Origin of the sequence: Glycomyces sp. NPDC049804 (genome assembly GCF_040674615.1) — a bacterium.
Lineage (GTDB): Bacteria > Actinomycetota > Actinomycetes > Mycobacteriales > Micromonosporaceae > Glycomyces > Glycomyces niveus.
The window spans coordinates 513,549-532,051 of the sequence record NZ_JBFAMQ010000001.1 but is presented as its reverse complement, the minus strand read 5'-3'; the positions used below and the strand labels follow the sequence as shown (position 1 = coordinate 532,051).

16 protein-coding genes are annotated in these 18,503 nt (G+C 70.1%); 8 read left to right on the top strand and 8 right to left on the bottom strand.

The genetic code is table 11. The annotated features are described in order from the left end of the window. Nucleotides 1–79: 79 nt before the first annotated feature. The 3 genes from AB0K52_RS02445 to AB0K52_RS02435 form a co-directional block, all read right to left on the bottom strand. The gene (locus AB0K52_RS02445) at nt 80–1,036 is read right to left on the bottom strand and encodes an NAD(P)-dependent alcohol dehydrogenase (protein WP_363524991.1); all 957 of its coding nucleotides are present in this window, start codon (nt 1,034–1,036) and stop codon (nt 80–82) included. Nucleotides 1,037–1,344: 308 nt separating this feature from the next. Further along, complete coding sequence (locus AB0K52_RS02440) at nt 1,345–1,896, bottom strand: hypothetical protein (RefSeq protein ID WP_363524989.1); 552 nt, start codon at nt 1,894–1,896, stop codon at nt 1,345–1,347. Between the two features lie 69 nt (nt 1,897–1,965). Continuing rightward, the gene (locus tag AB0K52_RS02435) at nt 1,966–2,517 is read right to left on the bottom strand and encodes a DNA/RNA non-specific endonuclease (protein WP_363524986.1); all 552 of its coding nucleotides are present in this window, start codon (nt 2,515–2,517) and stop codon (nt 1,966–1,968) included. Between the two features lie 78 nt (nt 2,518–2,595). Here AB0K52_RS02435 and AB0K52_RS02430 point away from each other — a divergent pair, with 78 nt between their 5' ends. Further along, nucleotides 2,596–3,405, top strand: coding sequence for an endo-1,4-beta-glucanase (locus AB0K52_RS02430; RefSeq protein ID WP_363524983.1), 810 nt, complete (start codon nt 2,596–2,598; stop codon nt 3,403–3,405). 204 nt (nt 3,406–3,609) lie between these two features. Next, nucleotides 3,610–3,840, top strand: coding sequence for a hypothetical protein (locus tag AB0K52_RS02425; protein WP_363524980.1), 231 nt, complete (start codon nt 3,610–3,612; stop codon nt 3,838–3,840). 52 nt (nt 3,841–3,892) lie between these two features. On the opposite strand, the gene AB0K52_RS02420 is transcribed toward AB0K52_RS02425, so the two are convergent. The 3 genes from AB0K52_RS02420 to AB0K52_RS02410 all read right to left on the bottom strand — a co-directional run bounded on the left by AB0K52_RS02420 (nt 3,893) and on the right by AB0K52_RS02410 (nt 8,568). After that, nucleotides 3,893–5,104 (bottom strand): zinc-dependent alcohol dehydrogenase, encoded by a 1,212-nt coding sequence (locus tag AB0K52_RS02420; RefSeq protein WP_363524977.1) that lies wholly within the window; start codon nt 5,102–5,104, stop codon nt 3,893–3,895. A gap of 129 nt (nt 5,105–5,233) precedes the next feature. Next, nucleotides 5,234–5,743: a GNAT family N-acetyltransferase gene (locus tag AB0K52_RS02415; RefSeq protein ID WP_363524974.1), complete on the bottom strand. Its 510-nt coding sequence runs from the start codon at nt 5,741–5,743 to the stop codon at nt 5,234–5,236. Next, on the bottom strand, nt 5,740–8,568 hold the full coding sequence (locus tag AB0K52_RS02410) for a BTAD domain-containing putative transcriptional regulator (protein WP_363524972.1): 2,829 nt from the start codon (nt 8,566–8,568) through the stop codon (nt 5,740–5,742). The genes AB0K52_RS02415 and AB0K52_RS02410 overlap by 4 nt, the downstream gene beginning before the upstream one ends. A gap of 189 nt (nt 8,569–8,757) precedes the next feature. On the opposite strand from AB0K52_RS02410, the gene AB0K52_RS02405 reads away from it, so the two are divergent. The 6 genes from AB0K52_RS02405 to AB0K52_RS02380 all read left to right on the top strand — a co-directional run bounded on the left by AB0K52_RS02405 (nt 8,758) and on the right by AB0K52_RS02380 (nt 16,363). Further along, a complete protein-coding gene (locus AB0K52_RS02405) occupies nt 8,758–9,585 on the top strand; it encodes a hypothetical protein (RefSeq protein WP_363524969.1) in 828 nt (275 codons plus the stop codon). Next, nucleotides 9,582–10,187 (top strand): hypothetical protein, encoded by a 606-nt coding sequence (locus AB0K52_RS02400; protein ID WP_363524966.1) that lies wholly within the window; start codon nt 9,582–9,584, stop codon nt 10,185–10,187. The genes AB0K52_RS02405 and AB0K52_RS02400 overlap by 4 nt, the downstream gene beginning before the upstream one ends. A 17-nt stretch (nt 10,188–10,204) precedes the next feature. Continuing rightward, nucleotides 10,205–10,690, top strand: coding sequence for a hypothetical protein (locus AB0K52_RS02395; protein ID WP_363524964.1), 486 nt, complete (start codon nt 10,205–10,207; stop codon nt 10,688–10,690). 360 nt (nt 10,691–11,050) lie between these two features. Further along, a complete protein-coding gene (locus AB0K52_RS02390; RefSeq protein WP_363525072.1) occupies nt 11,051–12,289 on the top strand; it encodes a PHB depolymerase family esterase in 1,239 nt (412 codons plus the stop codon). A gap of 309 nt (nt 12,290–12,598) precedes the next feature. Next, nucleotides 12,599–14,944, top strand: coding sequence for a xyloglucanase (locus AB0K52_RS02385; RefSeq protein WP_363524961.1), 2,346 nt, complete (start codon nt 12,599–12,601; stop codon nt 14,942–14,944). Nucleotides 14,945–15,040: 96 nt separating this feature from the next. Continuing rightward, nucleotides 15,041–16,363, top strand: coding sequence for a PHB depolymerase family esterase (locus AB0K52_RS02380; RefSeq protein WP_363524959.1), 1,323 nt, complete (start codon nt 15,041–15,043; stop codon nt 16,361–16,363). Between the two features lie 87 nt (nt 16,364–16,450). Here the strand turns inward: AB0K52_RS02380 and AB0K52_RS02375 are convergent, their stop codons facing one another. Together AB0K52_RS02375 and AB0K52_RS02370 are read right to left on the bottom strand one after the other, a co-directional pair. After that, entirely contained in the window at nt 16,451–17,590 is a 1,140-nt protein-coding gene (locus tag AB0K52_RS02375) for a hypothetical protein (RefSeq protein WP_363524956.1), read from the bottom strand. A 293-nt stretch (nt 17,591–17,883) separates the two neighbouring features. Beyond that, nucleotides 17,884–18,501: a hypothetical protein gene (locus tag AB0K52_RS02370; protein ID WP_363524953.1), complete on the bottom strand. Its 618-nt coding sequence runs from the start codon at nt 18,499–18,501 to the stop codon at nt 17,884–17,886. Nucleotides 18,502–18,503 lie beyond the last annotated feature (2 nt).

Here is an 18,503-nt window from a genome sequence, read left to right as displayed (position 1 = left end):
GGCTCCCCCCCCCCCCCCCCCCCCGCACGCCGGCTCAGCCGCCTCGGCAAGCCGGCAGGCCGATCCGGCGTCAAGCGCGCTAGGCGACCTCGATGACGAACTTTCCCCGATGTTCGCCGGCCGCGAGCTTCGCGAACGCCGCCGGCGCCTCCTCCAGCGGGAACACCCGGTCGATCACCGGCGCCGCCGATCCCTCGACGACCAGTGCCGTGACCGCTTCCAGGTCCTCGCGGGACTGCGGCACTGCGAGCACCCGCACGCGCTTGCGCACCGCCCAGCCGATCGGCGCGCCCGCCAGGAGCGTCGCCAGCAGGATCCGGGCGTGCCCGCCGACCATCACATACGATCCGCGCCGGCGCAGCGCCCGATGCACGCGGTGCGGCGGGCGGTGTGCCACCAGGTCGATCACCAGGTCATAGGAGTCCCGGCGGTCGGCCCAGTCCTCCGACTCATAGCCGATCACCGCGTCGGCCCCGATACCGAGCAGGTAGCGCCCCTTCGCCGCCGAGTCGACCGCCGTCACCTCCGCGCCGCAGTGCTTCGCCAGCGCGACCACGAACGCGCCGCCCGCCCCGCCCGCGCCGTTCACCAGGACCTTGTCGCCGGGCCGCACCCCGCGGGTCGCCCTGTAGGCGATGCACCCCGCCTGCGGGATCGCCGCCGCCTCCACGAACGACAGCCCGGACGGCTTGCGCGACAGCAGTTTCGGCGGCGTGGCCACGTACTCCGCGAGGCCTCCGCGGTACCCCGCGAGCTCCCCGAACACCTCATCGCCGGGCTGGAACTCGCTCACCCCTGCCCCGACCGCCGCCACGACCCCGGCTATGTCCGAGCCCGGCACCGGGTGCCGCGGCCGCCGGAGCCCGCCGATGCGCGAGTACGCCGGACTCCCCGCCAGGTTCTCCCGGTCCAACCCGTTGAGCGACACCGCCTTGATTCTGACCAGCACCTCGCCATCGGCCGGCACCGGATCGGGGAGCTCCCCGACGCGCAGATCGGCGGCGGTTCCGTACCGTTCCTGGATCACGGCTCGCATGGAGGGCTCCCGGGGCGTAGTAGCGACTCACTCCAGAGTAGACCGCACCTCAGCGCCGCGCGGAACGCCTGCAACGTGAGGGCCGCTGATGACCGGTTGGGGACTGGCACAGGCGGTCGCAAGTGGCCTCGTCGATCCATTGAAAACTCGACGGGCACCCTTGGCCTGCATGGCATGACATCCGCGAGGACACCCAGCCGGAGTCAGCATCACCGGTGACGCTTCCGTTCGGAGAGGGACCAGGGGGGCGGTGTCACTTGGCACGAGTACCCGGCGGTCAGGAACGCCGGGGCGGCGTTCGGGCCGGGCTATTCGGCGGGTGTGAAGTAGTGCTGCTCGGCGTCCTGGAGGCTGAAGAGGTACCGGGTGGGCAACTCGCCGCGCAGGAGCTTGAGCAGGGCGCTCGTCGCGGGCCCGGGGAGGAATTCCCAGGTGCCGCTTCGCGCCGGATCGACGGCGATCTGCCAGGAGGCGGGGTCGGTCCCTTCGCGCACGGTCCAGTAGAGATTGAAGCCCAGGCTGGAAGCGGCCCACAGTACCGGCCTGACCCCGGGCTCGTTGAAGACCTCGGGCTTGGTCAGCTCGTCGGGGACGAACTCGAGTTCGTCCTCCCAGATCATCTCCAGCTCTTCGGCCCGCTGGAAGTGGCGTCCGACCTGGTCGAGGTAGACCGGGGTGGCGAACGGCGCCAGGAGCAGCGTGTCGTGGCCGATCCTGCCCGGGCCGATGGCGTCCACCAGCTCCCGGAAGTCGGCCGGGATCGTGACGCCGAGGGCGCGGTTCGGGGCCTCCCAGTCGATGGGCGGGCCCTGACGGGTTCCCGCGCCGATCAGGCTGCGGATCTCGTCTGCATCGCTCATTCGCCCGACTTCCTAGGGACCGTTGCCCGAGCCGGCCGGGGGCGGCGTGTAGCCCGCCGGCGGCGTGTTCTAAATGGTAACCGGGTGGCCGGTGGTGCCCTTCGGGTGCTCCAGCGGAATCGGGTTCCCGTTGGAGTCGTGGAACTCGATCGTGACGCTGTCGGGGATGCCGCCGCTGGAACCCGGCGGGTAGTTCGGGGTGACCGAGTAGGTCACGTCCTCGTTCGGATGCGCCCGCAGGTACGCGGCGAGCTGGTTCTCGACGCGCCGCATCGTCGGCGAGTTGACGCTGTTGTACAACGGGACGAAGTTGCGCGCGTCGTTGTTGGAGCCGCCGAACTGGGCACCGGGGAGGTGGCCCTTCTGGTGCCAGTTCGGGTCGTTGTCGGGCGGGACGCCCTGACGGCTGGTGGGCGCGGTGTCGTGCTTGGTGGCCTCGCGGACGTCGTTGTTGAAGGTGATGCTGATGCCGGTGGCGCGGCCGTGCTCGTCCAGATCGCCGTAGTTCGGCTGGTACTGGGTGGACTGCTGGTCCCACTTGCGGTCGTCGTTGGTCGTCGCGGTCGTTGAGACGGCGACGTCACCGACTATGTATTGACATGTAACAATCTCCTGGGTCATCATGAACGCCTCAAACCGGCTCAGGATCGTGCAAACGGACTCGAGACCGGTGCCCCCAACCTTTTAGGAGGAGTCGAGATGTCCTCAAGGATGAGCGTCTCCCTCACGCGCCTGCTCACAGGCGCCGTCGCCGCGTTCTGCATCGCCCTGGCTTCGACGCTGGTCGCGGCCTCGCCGGCGCAAGCCGCCTCGACCTGCGCCTCGGGCGGCACCGTCGCCATGGGCAAGTACTACGTCACCAACAACCTCTGGGGCGCCGGCTCCGGTTCCGGTTGGCAGTGCTCCTGGGACTCATGGCAGTCAGGGGACACGATCGGTTGGGGCACGAACTGGAACTGGAGCGGGCAGTCGAACGCCGTCAAGAGCTACAGCAGCGTCGTCCTCGGCTGGCACTGGGGATGGCAGCGTCCGGGCACCGAACTGCCGGTGCGGATCTGGGACAACCGAAGCATCCCGACCACCTGGAACTACTCGGTGAGCGGGTCGGGCACGATGAACGTCGCCTACGACCTGTGGCTGCACACGCAGTCGAATCCCGACTCTTCGAGCACCCCGACCGATGAGATCATGATCTGGCCCTACCGGTCCGGCGGGGCGGGCCCGGCGGGCACGTACCAGACGACGGTCAACATCGGCGGCGCCAACTGGGACCTCTACCGCGGCTGGATCAACGCGGGGAACGGGAACGGCTGGAACGTCTACTCGTTCGTGCGGACTTCGAACACCACCTCGGTGAGCCTCAACCTGCGCGACTTCGTCAACGACCTGGTCTACAACCGGCAGTGGCTGAGCAACAGCAAGTACCTGACGAGCATCCAGGCGGGCACCGAGGTCTTCGTGGGCAGCGGCCAGCTCGACACCAACTCGTACTGGGTCGACGTCCAGTAGCGGTGAATGCCGGGGCGGGTCCGCGACAGCGGGCCCGCCCCGCTTCCATGCGGCGACTACGTCTCGACATGAAACCAACCCGCCGCTCTGCGGCGCCGGACGCGAGGAGTCGGTGCGGGCCGGTTCGCCGGCCTTGACGTGTCGAGGCGGCCCTCGCGGGTACTCCCCGGGCGAAAGCGACTTCGACGACGCGAGGGGGATTCCATGACGAGTGGCGACACCGGCCGTATCACCGGCACACCCGACAAGGACTACAACATCATCTGGTTCGTGGAGGCGTGCTTGAGCAACGCCCTGCGGCTGGAGACGTACATCGAGGACGCCGAGCGCGCGGGCGACGACGAGTTGGCGGCGTTCTTCCAACGCGCCCAGGCGGCGAGCCGCAAGGGCGCCGAGGAAGGCAAGGCGCTGCTGGCGAAGCGGCTCAACGGCTGACCGGATGATCCACGCCCGAGGCGACTTCTCGGGCAGACGCTGAAGGCGGTCTTCAGGCGACGTCGAGGACCGTCTTCAGCCAGCCGTCTTCGCGGCGGTCGAAGGTCTGATACGCCGCGACGGCGTCAATGGGCGGCTCGTGCCGGGTGATGAACGCGGTCGGGTCGACCGTGCCTTCGAGCACGAGGTCGAGGAGTCCGGGCAGGTAACGGCGGTGGTTGCAGTTGCCCATCTTGACGGTGAGGTTCTTGTTCATGGCCGCACCGATCGGGAAGCTTCGGAAGCCCGCCGGATAGACCCCGACGACGCCGATGCTTCCGGCCTTGGCCGCGGCGTCGACGGCCCATTGCAGGGCGAGGCTCGGCGCGTCGCCGGGGATCCACTGCGCTCCACCGGGATCGCCTTCCGGTGCGGCGGCGGCCCTCTCCCGTTCGAACCGTTCAGCGTCCGCTGCGGTCGTCTCGGCGGCAGGACCGGACCTCGGTCGCTCGGCGTCCACGCCGACCGCTTCGATGACGCGGTCGACGCCGATCCCGCCGGTGAGTTCCTTGGCCGCCGCGACCGGGTCCTCCTCGTTGAAATCGATCGTCTCGGCGTTCTGCTCGCGCGCTTTGTCGAGCCTGGAGGCGATGCCGTCGACGACGAGCACGCGTCCGGCGCCTTGCCGCTTCGCCGCGGCGACGGCGAACTGGCCCACCGCCCCCGCGCCCAGTACCAGGACGCTGTCGCCCGGTCCCACTTCGGCGAGTTCCGCCCCGAACCATGCGGTGGGGAACATGTCCGAGAGAAGGATCGCCTGGTCGTCGCTCACCGCGTCCGGGATGCGGACCAGGCTCGTCGCCGCGTACGGCACGCGCGCGTACTCGGCCTGCAGGCCGTCGACCGGTCCGGTGGACTTCGGGCCGCCGAAGAAGCAGGTGCCGGCAGCGGGGCCGTTCGGATTGGCGGTGTCGCATTGCGCGTAGTAGCCGGCCCGGCAGTAGGAGCAGGTGCCGCACCCGATGGTGGAGGTCACCACGACGCGGTCGCCGGGGCTGAAACCGCGCACGGCGGGTCCGGTCTCCTCGACCACGCCGACGGCCTCGTGTCCGAGAACGGTGCCTTCGGCCATGTCCGGGACCGTTCCGCGCACCATGTGCAGGTCCGTGCCGCAGATCGCGCTGCGGGTGATCCGAATGATCGCGTCGGTCGGTTCCTGGATCTTCGGATCCGGCACCTGGTCGAGCCTGATGTCTCCGATTCCATGCCACACCACGGCCTTCATAGCGCTCCCCCTCGTGCTGAATGCAGTGGGAGGAGGCCTACCCCGCCGCGGACGCGGTTATGCGCGGCGATCGCGGTCGATCAGATGCGGAACCGCCGGCGGGCGTCATAGTGCATGGGGGCGGCAGGCTTACGCGGTCGGGCGTTCGAAGGTCAGGACTCTAGTGGTCGTGCCGTCGTCCTCGGCGATGTCGCGGACGTGCTCGAAGCCGAGCCGCTTCATGACCGCGAGCGAGGCGGTGTTGGGGTCGGCGACGGTGGCGTGGACTCGGTCGAGGCCCAGCACGTCGAAGCCGTAGTCGATGATCGCTTGCGCGAGTTCGGTGCCGAGGCCGCGGCCCCACGCGTGGTGGGCGAGCGCGTAGATGAGCTCGTGCCCGCCGGACTCCTCGGTGGGTTTGATCTCGGCGTGGCCGACGAAGACGCCGTTCTCGCGCACGGCCCAGACGTCGAACTCGTCGACCGCGTAGACCTTCGTGAAGATGCGGCCGAACAGCGCCCGGTCCTCCTCCTCGGACTGGGGGCCGTCGCCCATCCACTGCGAGACGCGGGTGTCCTGGAAGAGGGCGACGAAGTCCGCTTCGTCCGCGGTCGCATACGGTTCGAGGAGCAGGCGTTCGGTCTTGAGGACTGGTGTCATGGGCGGGATGCTCTCATAGGTCGGGTGACGGGGCAATCGAGTTGCGGAAGTCGCGGTAACCGGGCCCGTCCCTCGAGGCGGGCCCGGAGGCTTTCGGTCGCGGGGTGGGCCAGGTCTTCGCACACGGCGAGGGCCGCTTCCCAGGCCCGGCGGGCTTCGCGGGGGGCGCCGGCGGCGTGGTGGGTCTCTCCCAAGTGGATGAGGACTTCGGCTTCGCCGGGACGGAAGCCGAGTTCGCGGAAGCGGGCGAGGGCGTGCTCGTACTCGGCGACGGCTCGCGCATGGTCACCGAGGTGGTGGTGGACGGTGGCGATGTCGTCCCGGACCGCGTTCTCGCTGACGGGGTCGCCGAGGGCGCGGAAGAGCTCGACGGCCTGCTCGCAGTGGGGAAGCGCGGCGGCGTACTCGCCGGCGACGAGGTGGTGGTAGCCGATCGCCTGGAGGGTGCGGGCCTGGCCCATCCGGTCCCCGGAGGACCGGAACAGGGCGAGGGCGCGCCGGGTGGCGTCGAGCGCTTCGGGGAGGCGGCCCTGGCGTCGCAGGAGGCGGCCGCGGAGGTGGTGGACGTGTGCCTGGCCGCGCTGGTCGCCGCTGCTCTCGCACGAGGCGAGTGCGCGGTCGAGGTGGGCGTGCGCCTCGGGGAAGCGCCCCAACCGGGTGCAGGTCTGTCCGAGGTCGCGGAGCGCGCGGGCCTGCGCGGCGGTGTCGCCGAGCCGGGTGGCCGCGGCGAGGGCCCGCTCGCTGAGGACCGCGATCTCCGGCCAGCGGCCCTGCCGGTTGAGGTAGTTGAGGAGCGTCCACGCGAGCTGCCAAGCGTGGACGTCGAAGCCGAGCGCGGCGGCGTGCTCGACGGCGGCGAGCAGGACGGGCCCTTCGGCGGCGAACCAGCGCATCGCGGCGTCGCCGTCCGCGATGACCTCGGGTGCGATCTCGGTGGGGGGCAGGCTGATCGGCTCGCGGGACGGGTCGAGCAGCCGATCGCAGGCGAACGCGGTGTGCAGGTAGTGGTCGAGTACGCCCCGCGCCGCCGCGTCGCGTTCGTCGGGCGCCTGCGCGGCGAGCTCGATCGCGAAGGCGCGCACCAGGTCGTGGAGTCCGTACCGGTGGTCGGGCGTGTGCAGGAGGAGGCTGGCCTCGACAAGTTCGGCCAGCGCCGCCCGGATCGCGGGAAGGCCGCTGCGGGCGGCGCTCGCGGCGGCGAGCGCGGAGCAGTCGGGTCCGGGGTGGACGGCCAGGAGCCGGAGCAGCCGCGCCGCCTCGGGGCTCAGCTGCCGGTAGGACCAGTGCAGGAGGGTCCTGGGGTCGGTCGCGGGGTCGGCCGCGCCGAGACCGTCGAGCAGCGTCCCGGCGCTGCCGAGTTCGTCGGCGAGGACCGCGAGCGGGTCGCCGGGCCGGGAGGCCGCGTTCGCCGCCACGAGCGACAGCGCGAGCGGCAGGCCGTTGCAGGCGTCTGCGATGCGTTGCACTGCAAGGGGATCGGAGGCGAGCCGTTCGGTCCCGAGCCGGCCGGCGAGGAGCGTGCGCGCCTGCGACCCGTCCATGGCCTCGAGCGGCACGACCAGCGCCGCGGTCGAGGCGATCAGGCCGGTGAGGCGGTTGCGGCTGGTGACCACGACCGCGCAGTCGGGCGCGCCGGGCAGCAGCGGCCGCACCTGCGCGGGGTCCCTGGCGTTGTCCAGGACGATGAGGATCCGCCGGTCCGCCAGCAGCCTCCGGTAGCGCGCCGCCCGCGCTTCGGTGCCGACCGGCAGGCTCGGCGGTGCATCGCCCAGCGCCTCGAGGAACGTCCGCAGCACCTCCCCCGGGTCCGCCGGGGTCTCAACGGGTCCGAAGCCCCGCAGGTCGGCGTACAACCGCCCGTCGGGAAATTCGTCGGCGGCCCGATGCGCCCAGTGGACGGCGACCGCGGTCTTTCCCATGCCGGCGCTCCCGGAGACGACCGCGATCCGGGCCGGCGCAGCGGGGTCCGCGATCGTGTCGAGGAGCTTCAGCTCCCGGTCCCTGCCGCTGAAGACGCGCAGCCCGAACGGCAGCAGGTCGACCGGCGCGGCAGTCGGCGCGGGCGTGGGGCGCGGCTCGTCGGACCCGATGCGGCCGTTGAGGATCCGGTGGTGGACCTCCTGGAGTTCGCGGTCGGGTTCGGCGCCCAGTGCCTCGACGAGGAGTTCACGCGTGCCGCGGTAGACCGCGAGGGCCTCGCCGCGCCGTCCGGACCGCGCGAGCGCGAGCATGAGCTGGGCGGCGAGGTGTTCCCGCAGCGGCTGCTGCGCGAGGAGCGTGCGCAGCTCGCCGATGAGCGCGGCGTGCGCTCCGAGGTCCATCTTGAGGTCGATGTGCTGCTCGGCGGCCTGGTCGAGGCGTTCCTGCAGTGCCGTCCGCAGCCCGTCGAAGCGAACGCCGGCGACGACGTCCTGGAACGGCTCGCCGCGCACGAGTGCCAGCGCCCGCTCCAGTGACGCGGCGGCGTCGGCGGTGCGGTCCTCGTCGCGGGCTCGGCGGGAGAGCTCGACGTGCCGTTCGAAGTCCCACAGGTCGAGCTCGCCGGGTTCGACGTGGATGAGGAAGCCCTGGTCGTACCGGATCCGCGGCGAACCGTCGGCGGTGTCGCCCAGCAGGTTCCGCAGTTTCGAGACGTAGCTGCGCAGATTGGGTTCGGCGGACGGGGTCGGCTCGTCCCAGGCCAGTTCGATCAGGCGGGAGCGGCTGACGGTCCGGTTCGGGCTGGCGAGGAGCGCCGCCAGGACCGCGCGCTGGCGCGGGCCGCCGAGCCGCAGCAGGCGCCCCTCCGACTCCGCCTGAAGCGGTCCCAGCACCCGGAAGCGCATGGCGCACAGGTTAACAGCTCCCGATTCCGAACAGCACAGAACACTGTGGCCGACACCCTCCGTGAGCAGGGCGTCCGCCTGCGTGGGCGTGGCGCGTATGCGCTTCGTATGCAGGGCTTGTACCGGCCGGTACCTACGCTGACGGAGGCCGGTTCCCTCCTTCGACCGGCCGGAAGGGAAGGCACCTCCATGCCGAGCATCTCTGTGAAGCGGTTGAGCGCCAGGACGATCGTCCTGTCCTCCGTCGCGTTCACGGTCGTCGCGGTCACGGCCGGCGCCGCTTGGGCGGCGATCACCGACAACATGTACCCCACCCCGTACGCGAACCTGGGCTGCTACAGCGAGAGCGGCCCCGACGGCAACATCTCCTGCCAGACCGACAACGCCCAGCTCACGTACTACATGGACAGTGCGGGGACCAACGAGCTGGAGGCCGAGGACCGCCGGGTCGTCATCGACGTCATGTCGGACATCGCCGCCCCCACGGACTTCACGGTCACCCTCGACACGACGCCCGAGTTCTCGGGCAGCTCCGAGACCGACATCGTCTACGAGGAGAGCGGCATCGGCGTCCCCTCGGGCTCCGACGGCGTCACCTTCTGCAACAACGCCGCCAGCGACCTGCGCTGCGACCAGCAGTACATCCGCATCCTCGGCGGCGGCAACTACGTGCAGGGCCTCACCTGCCACGAGACCGGTCACGCCGTGGGCCTCGTGCACGGCAACCAGGGGTCGCCCGCAGCTGAGCAACCGGGACGAGCGGCTCGGGTGCATGGAGACCCCGGTCAGCGCCGACGAGGTCCTGCAGGACAACAACGTCGACAACATCAACGCGACCTACTGAGGAGGACCCCATGCGCACCCGCACCCGTATCGCAGCGGCGGCCGGCATCGTCGCTTCCGCCTCCGTCACCGGCATCGCCGTCGCGGCGCTCGCCGCGCCCGCGGTCGACGGCCGGGCCGCCGTCGAACCCGATGTGCTGCTGGCCCACGGCAGCGACCACCTTCCGAGCGTGACGGCGACCGACTGGGTCACCTACGCCGACCACGTCCTCGTCGTCGAAGCCGTCGCCGAGGAGACCGTCCCGCCGTCCGAGAGCGAGCTCGATCGCGGCGAGGGCATCATCGGCCGCGTCGTCTCGCTGGAGGTCCAGGACGTCCTGTGGTCGCGGGAGGGCGCCCCGCAGGCGGCCCCCGAGACGTGGGACTACTCGGCCCTCGGCTGGCACTTCGACGGGGGCGACCCCGACGACGCCGTCGAGATGGCGCTGGCCGACTTCCCCCGTGTCGAGGTGGGCCACCGGTACGTGATGGCGATCCGCTGGGAGGAGGCCGTCTGTTCCCCCGGCGACCACCTCCCGGCCCAGTGGCGCAGCCTCGGCGAGGGATCGGAGATCCCCTTCGACGACGGCACGCTCGGCAACGGCGAGTCCGAGGGGACCGTGCAGGACGCCGAGGCCTTCGCGGCCGCCACCGACTTCCACGCCGACGAGGGCGTCGAGGAACTCTTGGCCGGTGAGGGCGCCGACGCGCTCGTCGCCGTCCTGGAGTCCGCGAGCCCGGACGCCGCCGCGCAGTCCGAGCTGCAGACGTTCGCCGCCGCCGCATCCTGCGAATGACCTGAAAGGACCATGTCTTGAAACGCTTCTCCGACCGGTTGGGGCGCAGGATGAACCGCGCCGCCTATCGCCTCTCGATGCTCCTGGCGGCCGCCGCGATCGCGGTGTTCGCCCTGCCCTCGGCGGCCATGGCTGAGGCCAACTACTACGCCGACTGCGAGCTCGAACGCGTGATCTGCGCGTACGGCGAGCGCGTCGGCCTCCCGCAGGGCGAGTGCATGACCACGAGCAGCACGTACCACAGCACCCAGGTCTGCGTCGACTACAGCGGCGACCACGTCTACGTCAGGGACGGCCAGGCCGACGGCTACGGCGCGGCGGCCATCGTGTACTCCGACAACGGCGTCGCCCACCGCTGGTGCGCCAACGCCGAGGGCGCCGGAACCTGGGTCCACTGCAACTTCAACTGGGTGGAAGAGGGCGACCACGCCGTCGCCGGCGGCTACATCGTCCAGTACTACGACGAGCGGATGACCCAGCTCTGGTGGTGGAACGGCAAATAGTCCCACCTCCTTGCAGAGAGCCCCGGCCTTCCAGGCCGGGGCTCTCTCGCGTGCCCGACGCCCCGCCTCAATCCGTCGACTACTTAGTTCCATCATTTGACAAACGAAGCGATGGCTGCGTACCGTACTCACGGCAGTTCAAAAATCGACATTTCTCGATTTATGATACGGCCCGACATCAGCGCCCCGGCATCGTCCATGTCGGCATCCGACTCGCCGGCGCCGCCGCGAGACGCGGACGGCCCGGCGCCCTCTCCACGAGGAAGGAACACGCACTTGTCCACGCTCCTCCCATGGCGCCGCCGCGCGGCGGCGGTCTTCGCGATCGCCCTCGCGCTGGCCTCCGCGGTCGCGGTGTTCATGGCACCCAAGGCGGCACAGGCCGCCCAGCTCACGCAGATCACGAACTTCGGGAACAACCCCGGCAACCTCCAGATGTACGTGTACCGGCCCGACAACGTCGCCGCGAACCCGGCGATCGTGGTGGCCAACCACTGGTGCACCGGATCGGCGCTCGACTTCTACAACGGCACGCAGTACAACGAGCTCTCGGAGCAGTACGGCTTCATCGTCGTCTACCCGTCGGTCACCCGCTCCAGCAAGTGCTTCGACGTCGCCTCGCAGGCCTCGCTCGACGGCTCGGGCGGCGACTCGGCGAGCATCAAGTCCATGGTGGACTATGTGGTCGCCAACTACGGCGCCGACCGCAACCGCGTCTTCGCCACCGGCGTCTCCTCGGGCGCGATGATGACCAACGTCCTGCTCGGCGCCCACCCCGAGGTCTTCAAGGCCGGTTCGACGTACGCCGGCGTCCCGTTCACCTGCTTCGCGACCACCAACGGCTCGGAGTGGAACTCCGATTGCGCGCAGGGCCTGATCAACCGCACCCCGCAGCAGTGGGGCGACGCGGTCCGGAGCGCCAACCCCGGATACAACGGCCCGTGGCCTCGCATGCAGGTCTGGTTCGGCACCGAGGACGACGTGCTCCGGTACCCGAACTTCCAAGAGCAGATCGACCAGTGGACGAACGTCAACGGCACCGACCAGACCGCCGACTACACCGACACGCCGGAGCCGAACTGGACCCGCACCCGCTACGGCGGCACCGGCGGCCAGGCCCCGGTCGAGGCGATCAGCATGGCGGGCGTCGACCACGGCCTGCCCGTGCGCGAGCTCGAGACGCTGCGCTTCTTCGGCCTGACCGGCCAGGCGTCGAACACGAACGCGATCGTGGGCGCCGCCTCCGGCCGCTGCCTGGACAACCCGGGAGGCTCGACGACGAACGGGACGCAAGCGGTGCTGTGGGACTGCAACGGCGGCGCCAACCAGTCCTTCACCCGCACCTCGGCCGGTGAGCTGAAGGTCAACGGCAAGTGCCTCGAAGCGTCCGGCTGGGGCACGGCCAACGGCACCAAGGCCGTCATATGGGACTGCACGGGCGGCGCGAACCAGCGCTGGAACGTGAACTCGAACGGCACCGTCATCAACGTCCACAACGGACTCTGCCTGGACGCGACGGGCGCGGCGACCGCCAACGGCACCCCGATCATCCTCTGGGCCTGCAGCGGCACCTCCAACCAGAGCTGGAGCCTTCGCTAACGGTTCGCGAGCCGAGGGGGCGCCGGTCTTCGGATCGGCGCCTCCCTTGCGCGGCTCCCCAACTGGGAGCCCCACAGTTGATTCACCTGTGCAACAAAGTCCTCCCCTGCGGGTGGGCTCACGCGCCGCCTCGAGTCGCCTCCATCTCAGCGACCTTGAGTTCCCCTCGCGCCGAACCAGGGCCGACTTAATTTCGTTGGTTGACAAACTAAGTCAACGCTGCGTAGTGTGCTGCCCAGTAGTCCAGAGATATGCATCCCTCGATGCAACCGTCGGAATCCCCTCTGGACCCAGCACAAAGGAGAATTCGTGCGACGACGCACCTTCGCAGCCTCCCTCGGAGCAGCCGCGGTCGTGGCCGGCACCCTGCCCGGCACGGCCTTCGCCAAACCCGGCCAGCAGTGCCCCGATGCCTACACCTGGAAGCACGTCCGCGTCAACTGCGGCGGCTTCGTCCCGGGCATCATCTTCAACGAGACCGAGCCGAACCTCATCTACGCCCGCACCGACGTCGGCGGCGCCTACCGCTGGCAGGAGGAGACGCGGACCTGGAAGGCGCTGACCGACTGGGCGCCCCGCGCCAAGTGGGGCTACCAGTACGTGGTCTCCATGGCCTCCGACCCGGTCGAGACCGACCGCGTCTACGCCGCCGTCGGCGCCTACACCATCTCCTGGGACGGCAACAACGGCGCGATCCTCTACTCCGACGACAGGGGCGAGACCTGGGGCATCGCGGAGCTGCCGTTCAAGCAGGGCGGCAACATGCCCGGCCGCGGCATGGGCGAACGCCTCGTGGTCAACCCGGCCGACAACAGCGAGCTGTACCTCGGCACTCCCAGCGGGAACGGCCTGTGGCGCTCGAAGGACTACGGCCGCACCTGGGCGAAGGTCGAGTCCTTCCCCAACCCCGGCAACTTCGTCGTCAACCCCGACAACGAATACCTCTCCGACAACGTGGGCATCCCCTGGATCGACTTCGACCAGATCGGCGGCAAGATCTACGTGGGCGTGGCCGACCCGGCCGACCCCCTCTACGTCTCCGAAGACGGCGGCGCGACCTGGCAGCCCGTCCCCGGCGCGGCCGCCGCGCTCGGCGACGCCGACGGCAACCGCACCATTCCCAAGCAGTCCGCTGTGGACAACACCAACGGGTACCTGTACGTCATCACCAGCCACGACCCCGGCCCCTACAACGGCGGGCCCGCCTCCGGCCGCGGCGGCAAGCTCATGCGCCTGTCGACCCAGACCGGCGAATGGACCGACGTCACCCCGCCCTACAACCCCGGCCGCCCGATCCCCGGCTTCGGCGGGCTCACGGTCGACCGCCAGAACCCCGGCACCCTGATGGCGTCCACTTGCAACAACTGGGGTCCCGACGAGATCCTGTTCCGCTCCAAGGACTCCGGCGCCACCTGGTCGCTCAGCTGGGACCTCGTCAGCGAGAACGAGCGCACCGACCGGTTCGACATGGACAGCACCGGCTCCCCGTGGCTCACCTGGCTCAGCACCGACAACGGGGCCTCGTACGCGGTCAAGCACGGGTGGATGATCGAGGCGTTCGCGATCGACCCGCACAACTCCGACCGCATCATGTGGGGCACCGGCGCGACCGTCTGGGGCACCGAGGAACTGACCAAGTGGGACGCCCAGGGCGAGCTCATCGGCGAGAACGAGGCAGGCGAGCGCGTCGCGCTCCCGATCGAGAAGTTCACCGTCGGCGTCCGCGCCGAAGGCATCGAGATGACCGCGGTCCGCGACCTCGCCGCGCTCGGCGGGGCCCTCGTCTCGGCCAAGGGCGACGTCAACGGGTTCGTCCACACCGACCTCGACCAGGCCGTGCCGATGTTCCGCAAGGACTGGAGCGGCTTCAGCCTCGACTATGCCGCATCGAACCGGAACATCGTCGTCGGCAGCGGCGACGCGCACAACGGCTCCGGGCATGTCACCTTCTCCACCGACAAGGGGCAGACCTGGCAGGACACCACCCGGCTCGAAGGCGCCCCGGACGGCGCCGGCGGCATCGTCGCGATCACCGCCGACGCCAAGGTGATCGTGTGGTCCCCCAACAGCAGCACCATCACCCCGGTCTACAGCACCGACCTCGGCAAGACCTGGAACCAGGTCCAGGGCCTCCCCGCCCGGGCGCGGGTCCGCTCCGACCGCGTCAACGGCTCGGTCCTCTACGCCTACTCCGGAGGCAAGTTCTTCCGCAGCACCGACGGCGGCAAGACCTTCGCCGACACGGGCGCGACCGGCCTGCCCGCCGACGGCGTCGACGACTTCCGCGTCGCGCCCGGCAAGCAGGGCCACGTCTGGCTCACCGGCCGCAGCGACAAGGCCGAGGTCCCGAAGGGCCTGTGGCACTCCAAGGACGGCGGCACCACCTGGACCCGCATCGCCGGGATCGACCTCGCGCTCGGCGTCGGCTTCGGCAAGGCCGCCACGCGGAAGGGCTACCCGGCGATCTACATCACGGCCACCATCGGCGGCCAAGAGGGCTTCTTCCGCTCGATCGACGGCGGCTCCACCTGGCAGCGCATCAACGACGACGCCCACCAGTGGGGCTTCGCCGGCAACGTCATCACCGGCGACCCCGAGATCTACGGCCGCGTCTACCTCTCGGCCCGCGGCATCGTGTACGGCGACATCGCCTGAGCGAGCGGGCCGCTCCTCGCGCCGAGGGGCGGCCCGCCGCCGATCCGGCGCGGCCCGCGCCGACACCCCCTCGGCCCTTTCCCGAAAGGAAATCCCTTGTCCGCAGTACTCCGATGGCGCCGCGGCACGGCGGCGGTCTTCACGATCGCGCTCGCGCTGGCGTCCGCTCTGGCGGTCTTCTTGGCCCCCAGAGCGGCCCACGCCGCGCAGCTGACCCAGATCACCGAGTTCGGGGAGAACCCCGGCAACCTCCAGATGTACGCGTACGTGCCCGACAACGTCGCGGCGAACCCGCCGATCGTGGTCGCGAACCACTGGTGCACCGGCTCGGCGCAGAACCTCTACGACTGGCTGCAATGGGACGAACTGGCGGAACAGTACGGCTACATCGTCGTCTACCCCTCGGTCACCCGCGCCAGCAAATGCTTCGACGTCGCTTCGCAGGCCTCGCTGACGGGCACCGGGGGCGACTCGGTGAGCATCAAGTCGATGGTGGACTACGCCGTCGCCAATTACGGTGGCGACCCCGACCGGGTCTTCGCCACCGGCATCTCCTCGGGCGCGATGATGACCAACGTCCTCCTCGGGGTCTACCCGGAGGTGTTCAAGGCCGGATCTGCCTACGCCGGCGTGCCGTTCACCTGCTTCGCGACCGACAACGGCTCCGAGTGGAACTCGGACTGCTCGAGCGGCACGATCGACCGCACCCCCGCGGCATGGGGCGACGCCGTCCGCAGCGCCAACCCCGGCTACGACGGGCCGTGGCCGCGCATGCAGACCTGGCACGGCACCGAGGACCAGGCGCTCCTCTACCCGAACTTCGGGGAGCAGATCGAGCAGTGGACCGACGTCCACGGCACCGACCAGGTCGCGGAGTTCACCGACCACCCGGAGCCCAATTGGACCCGGACCCGCTACGGCGGCACCGGCGGCCAAGCCCCGGTCGAGGCGATCAGCATGGAAGGCGTCGACCACGGCCTCCCCTACCAGCCCTTGGAGACCCTGCGATTCTTCGGCATCGCGTCGACCGATCAGGCCACCGGCGAGATCGCGGGCGAGGGCTCGAACCGCTGCGTGCACCTCCCCCGGTCGGGGACGGCGAACGGAACGCAAGCGGTGCTGTGGAAGTGCAACGGCAGCACCAAGCAGGCGTTCACCCACACCGCCGAGGGCGAGCTGCGCGTGAACGGCAAGTGCCTCGAGACGACGGAATCCGTTGCGGCCGAGGGCGCCAAGGCGGTGATCGGCGACTGCACGGGCGGCGACGACCAGCGCTGGAACGTCGACGCCGACGGCGCCATCATCAACGTCCACAACGGACTATGCCTGGACGCCTTCGGCGGCGGCGTCCTCAACGGCACCCCGCTCATCCTCTGGACCTGCAGCGGCGGCCCCAACCAGAGCTGGAGCATCCGCTAGCGCTTGCATGAACGGGCAGGGGCGCCGAACCGCCGGTTCGGCGCCCCTGCCTGTCGCGAGTCGGATTCGCCGCGGGGCCGCCGGAGCCTAGGCCCCGATGGCGTCCTGGGCCTTGGCGATGAGGTCGCGCATCTCGTCCTGCCACGCGTAGACCGCGCCCTCGATATCGAGGTAGTAGCGCAGCTGCGCCTGTTCCCAGCCGTGGGCTGCGGCCTCCCGGTAACCGGACTCGTCGCCGCATTCGGCGAAGTCGGTCGCCAGGTCACGTTCGAACTCGATCCAGCCGTCGACGTCGTCGGCGTCGGGGACGTCGGCGGGCGGGTCGGGCCAGCGCACGCCGGCGTCGGGGTACTCGTAGTGCGCGTACTCGCCCTCGCCGGCCTCGACGAGGTACGAGTGCACGAGGATCTCCCCCTCGTAGAACTCCCAGCCGTCCTGGCCCCGGTCGACGAGGCAGTCGAGGAACGCGACCTCGGCGTCCTCGGTCTCCTCGGCGTACCGCTCCTTCATGCGGGTCCAGTCCCCGTCGGGTTGACCGGGCCGCACCGAGTACTCGTCCTCGCCTTCCTCCAGCTCCCCGTAGACAGCCGCGATCATCTCGAGCCGGCAGCCGCCCACGGGAATGACGACGCCTTCGTCTTCGCCGCCGGGCGAGCCGTCCGCTTGGTCGCCCCCGATGAGGTCGGCGTGCAGCCACTCGGCCCAGGCTTGGCCGCCGTACGCGACGTACCAGGCGAACTGCTCCTCATCGGGGAGGGAGAAGAACTCGACGTGCTCTTGCTCCTCCTCGCCGAACTCGATGCTCTCCCAGCCGATCTCGGCCTGGAACGCCTCCCATTCGGCGTAGAGCGCGTCGCCGTCCTCGGCCGCCTGCGGGGTCGCGAGCCTCGTCCATTGCCAGAACCCGCGCCGCTGGGCGTCCTCTACGGTCGGCAGGAACCAGACGTAGGGCGGAGCGTCCAGGAAGGTCTCCCGCTCGGCCTGCGCCTCGGAGCGGAACTCCCACGGGTCGTGGACGGTGAACCCCTGCTTCTCCAGGCAGGCCTTGACGATGCGGTCCTCGGCGGCTTCGAGTTCGGCCGAGAGCCGCACGCTCTCGTTGTAGGTCTCGGTGAGCTGCTGCTCGTACTCGGCGAAGTCGAGGTCCTCCTCTTCGGGCTCGAACCACGAGCACCCGGCCGCGGCCAGCGGCAGGACGAGGACGGCGGCGATTCGCTTCCGGAACATGGCGGTCCTGACCTCTCGGAGGGGATGCGGTCAGGACGCCGCCGGCACCCCGATCGGTTGCATTCGTGCCGGCCGTGCACCAGGCGCCATCACCAGTCCGGGCCAAGCCCGTGTGCCGCGCCGGCTTCCGGCTCAAGACGCCGGATCGGCAGACGGCTCTGTCAGACCGCGCTGTGGTCGACCCAGACGTTGGCCTCGACATAGCTGCCGAGGTCGAGCGAGGTCGCAACGAGGAGCGGTGCCAAACCGCCGGGGATCGCCACGAGTCCGTCCTTGTCGAGAGGCAGTCCCGTCTAGCTGCGCCAGCGGTCGAGGCCGGCGGTCACCGTCGTCGATCGGCGGGCGATGCCGCGGAGGCGCCCTCCGGCCTTGACATGGGTTCGCAGCCAAGGATCTTGCGGGAGTCCGTCATCGCGGAGTCTGCCCGCGTAGTCGGCCATGTCCGTCCAAGGGTCGTTCGCTTTCAAGGGCGGCCGCAGCGGCGCGATGAACCGGTCGAAACCGCGGTCGCGCGCGAGCGTGCGCATGCCCGCCAGCGCCAGGCCCGACACGCCCTGCCGGGCGGCGTCGGGGTGTACGGCGATCTCCAACGCGCACAACGTATCGGGTTGGCGTTGTTCGAGGAGGTCGTCGATCGCCCAGATCAACACCTGCTCCCAGCCGCCGTCGGGGAACGGGTCGCGTCCTGCGACGGTCGCGTCGAGCGGGACCATCAGGCCGCGCGCGTGGCACTCGCCGTCGTCGTCCACGACCGCGATGCTCAAATCGCTCCAGTGGCGAAGGATGCGCGTGCGGGTGACGAGCTGCCCTGTGAGGTGCCCGGCCATGAACGCTCCGGCGTCATCGGGGTACGGAATCGCCATTGCGGCCTCGGCGATGGCGCTTCCCTCACTTAGGGGGACGACCTTCATGT

What these genes read in the sequence shown, in the direction of transcription:
- AB0K52_RS02370 (WP_363524953.1), bottom strand. Translation starts at nt 18,501, where the DNA reads ATGAAGGTCGTCCCCCTAAGTGAGGGAAGCGCCATCGCCGAGGCCGCA.
- AB0K52_RS02405 (WP_363524969.1), top strand. Translation starts at nt 8,758, where the DNA reads ATGCCGAGCATCTCTGTGAAGCGGTTGAGCGCCAGGACGATCGTCCTG.
- AB0K52_RS02445 (WP_363524991.1), bottom strand. Translation starts at nt 1,036, where the DNA reads ATGCGAGCCGTGATCCAGGAACGGTACGGAACCGCCGCCGATCTGCGC.
- AB0K52_RS02420 (WP_363524977.1), bottom strand. Translation starts at nt 5,104, where the DNA reads ATGAAGGCCGTGGTGTGGCATGGAATCGGAGACATCAGGCTCGACCAG.
- AB0K52_RS02410 (WP_363524972.1), bottom strand. Translation starts at nt 8,568, where the DNA reads ATGCGCTTCCGGGTGCTGGGACCGCTTCAGGCGGAGTCGGAGGGGCGC.
- AB0K52_RS02375 (WP_363524956.1), bottom strand. Translation starts at nt 17,590, where the DNA reads ATGTTCCGGAAGCGAATCGCCGCCGTCCTCGTCCTGCCGCTGGCCGCG.
- AB0K52_RS02425 (WP_363524980.1), top strand. Translation starts at nt 3,610, where the DNA reads ATGACGAGTGGCGACACCGGCCGTATCACCGGCACACCCGACAAGGAC.
- AB0K52_RS02440 (WP_363524989.1), bottom strand. Translation starts at nt 1,896, where the DNA reads ATGAGCGATGCAGACGAGATCCGCAGCCTGATCGGCGCGGGAACCCGT.
- AB0K52_RS02435 (WP_363524986.1), bottom strand. Translation starts at nt 2,517, where the DNA reads ATGACCCAGGAGATTGTTACATGTCAATACATAGTCGGTGACGTCGCC.
- AB0K52_RS02390 (WP_363525072.1), top strand. Translation starts at nt 11,051, where the DNA reads ATGGCACCCAAGGCGGCACAGGCCGCCCAGCTCACGCAGATCACGAAC.
- AB0K52_RS02415 (WP_363524974.1), bottom strand. Translation starts at nt 5,743, where the DNA reads ATGACACCAGTCCTCAAGACCGAACGCCTGCTCCTCGAACCGTATGCG.
- AB0K52_RS02430 (WP_363524983.1), top strand. Translation starts at nt 2,596, where the DNA reads ATGTCCTCAAGGATGAGCGTCTCCCTCACGCGCCTGCTCACAGGCGCC.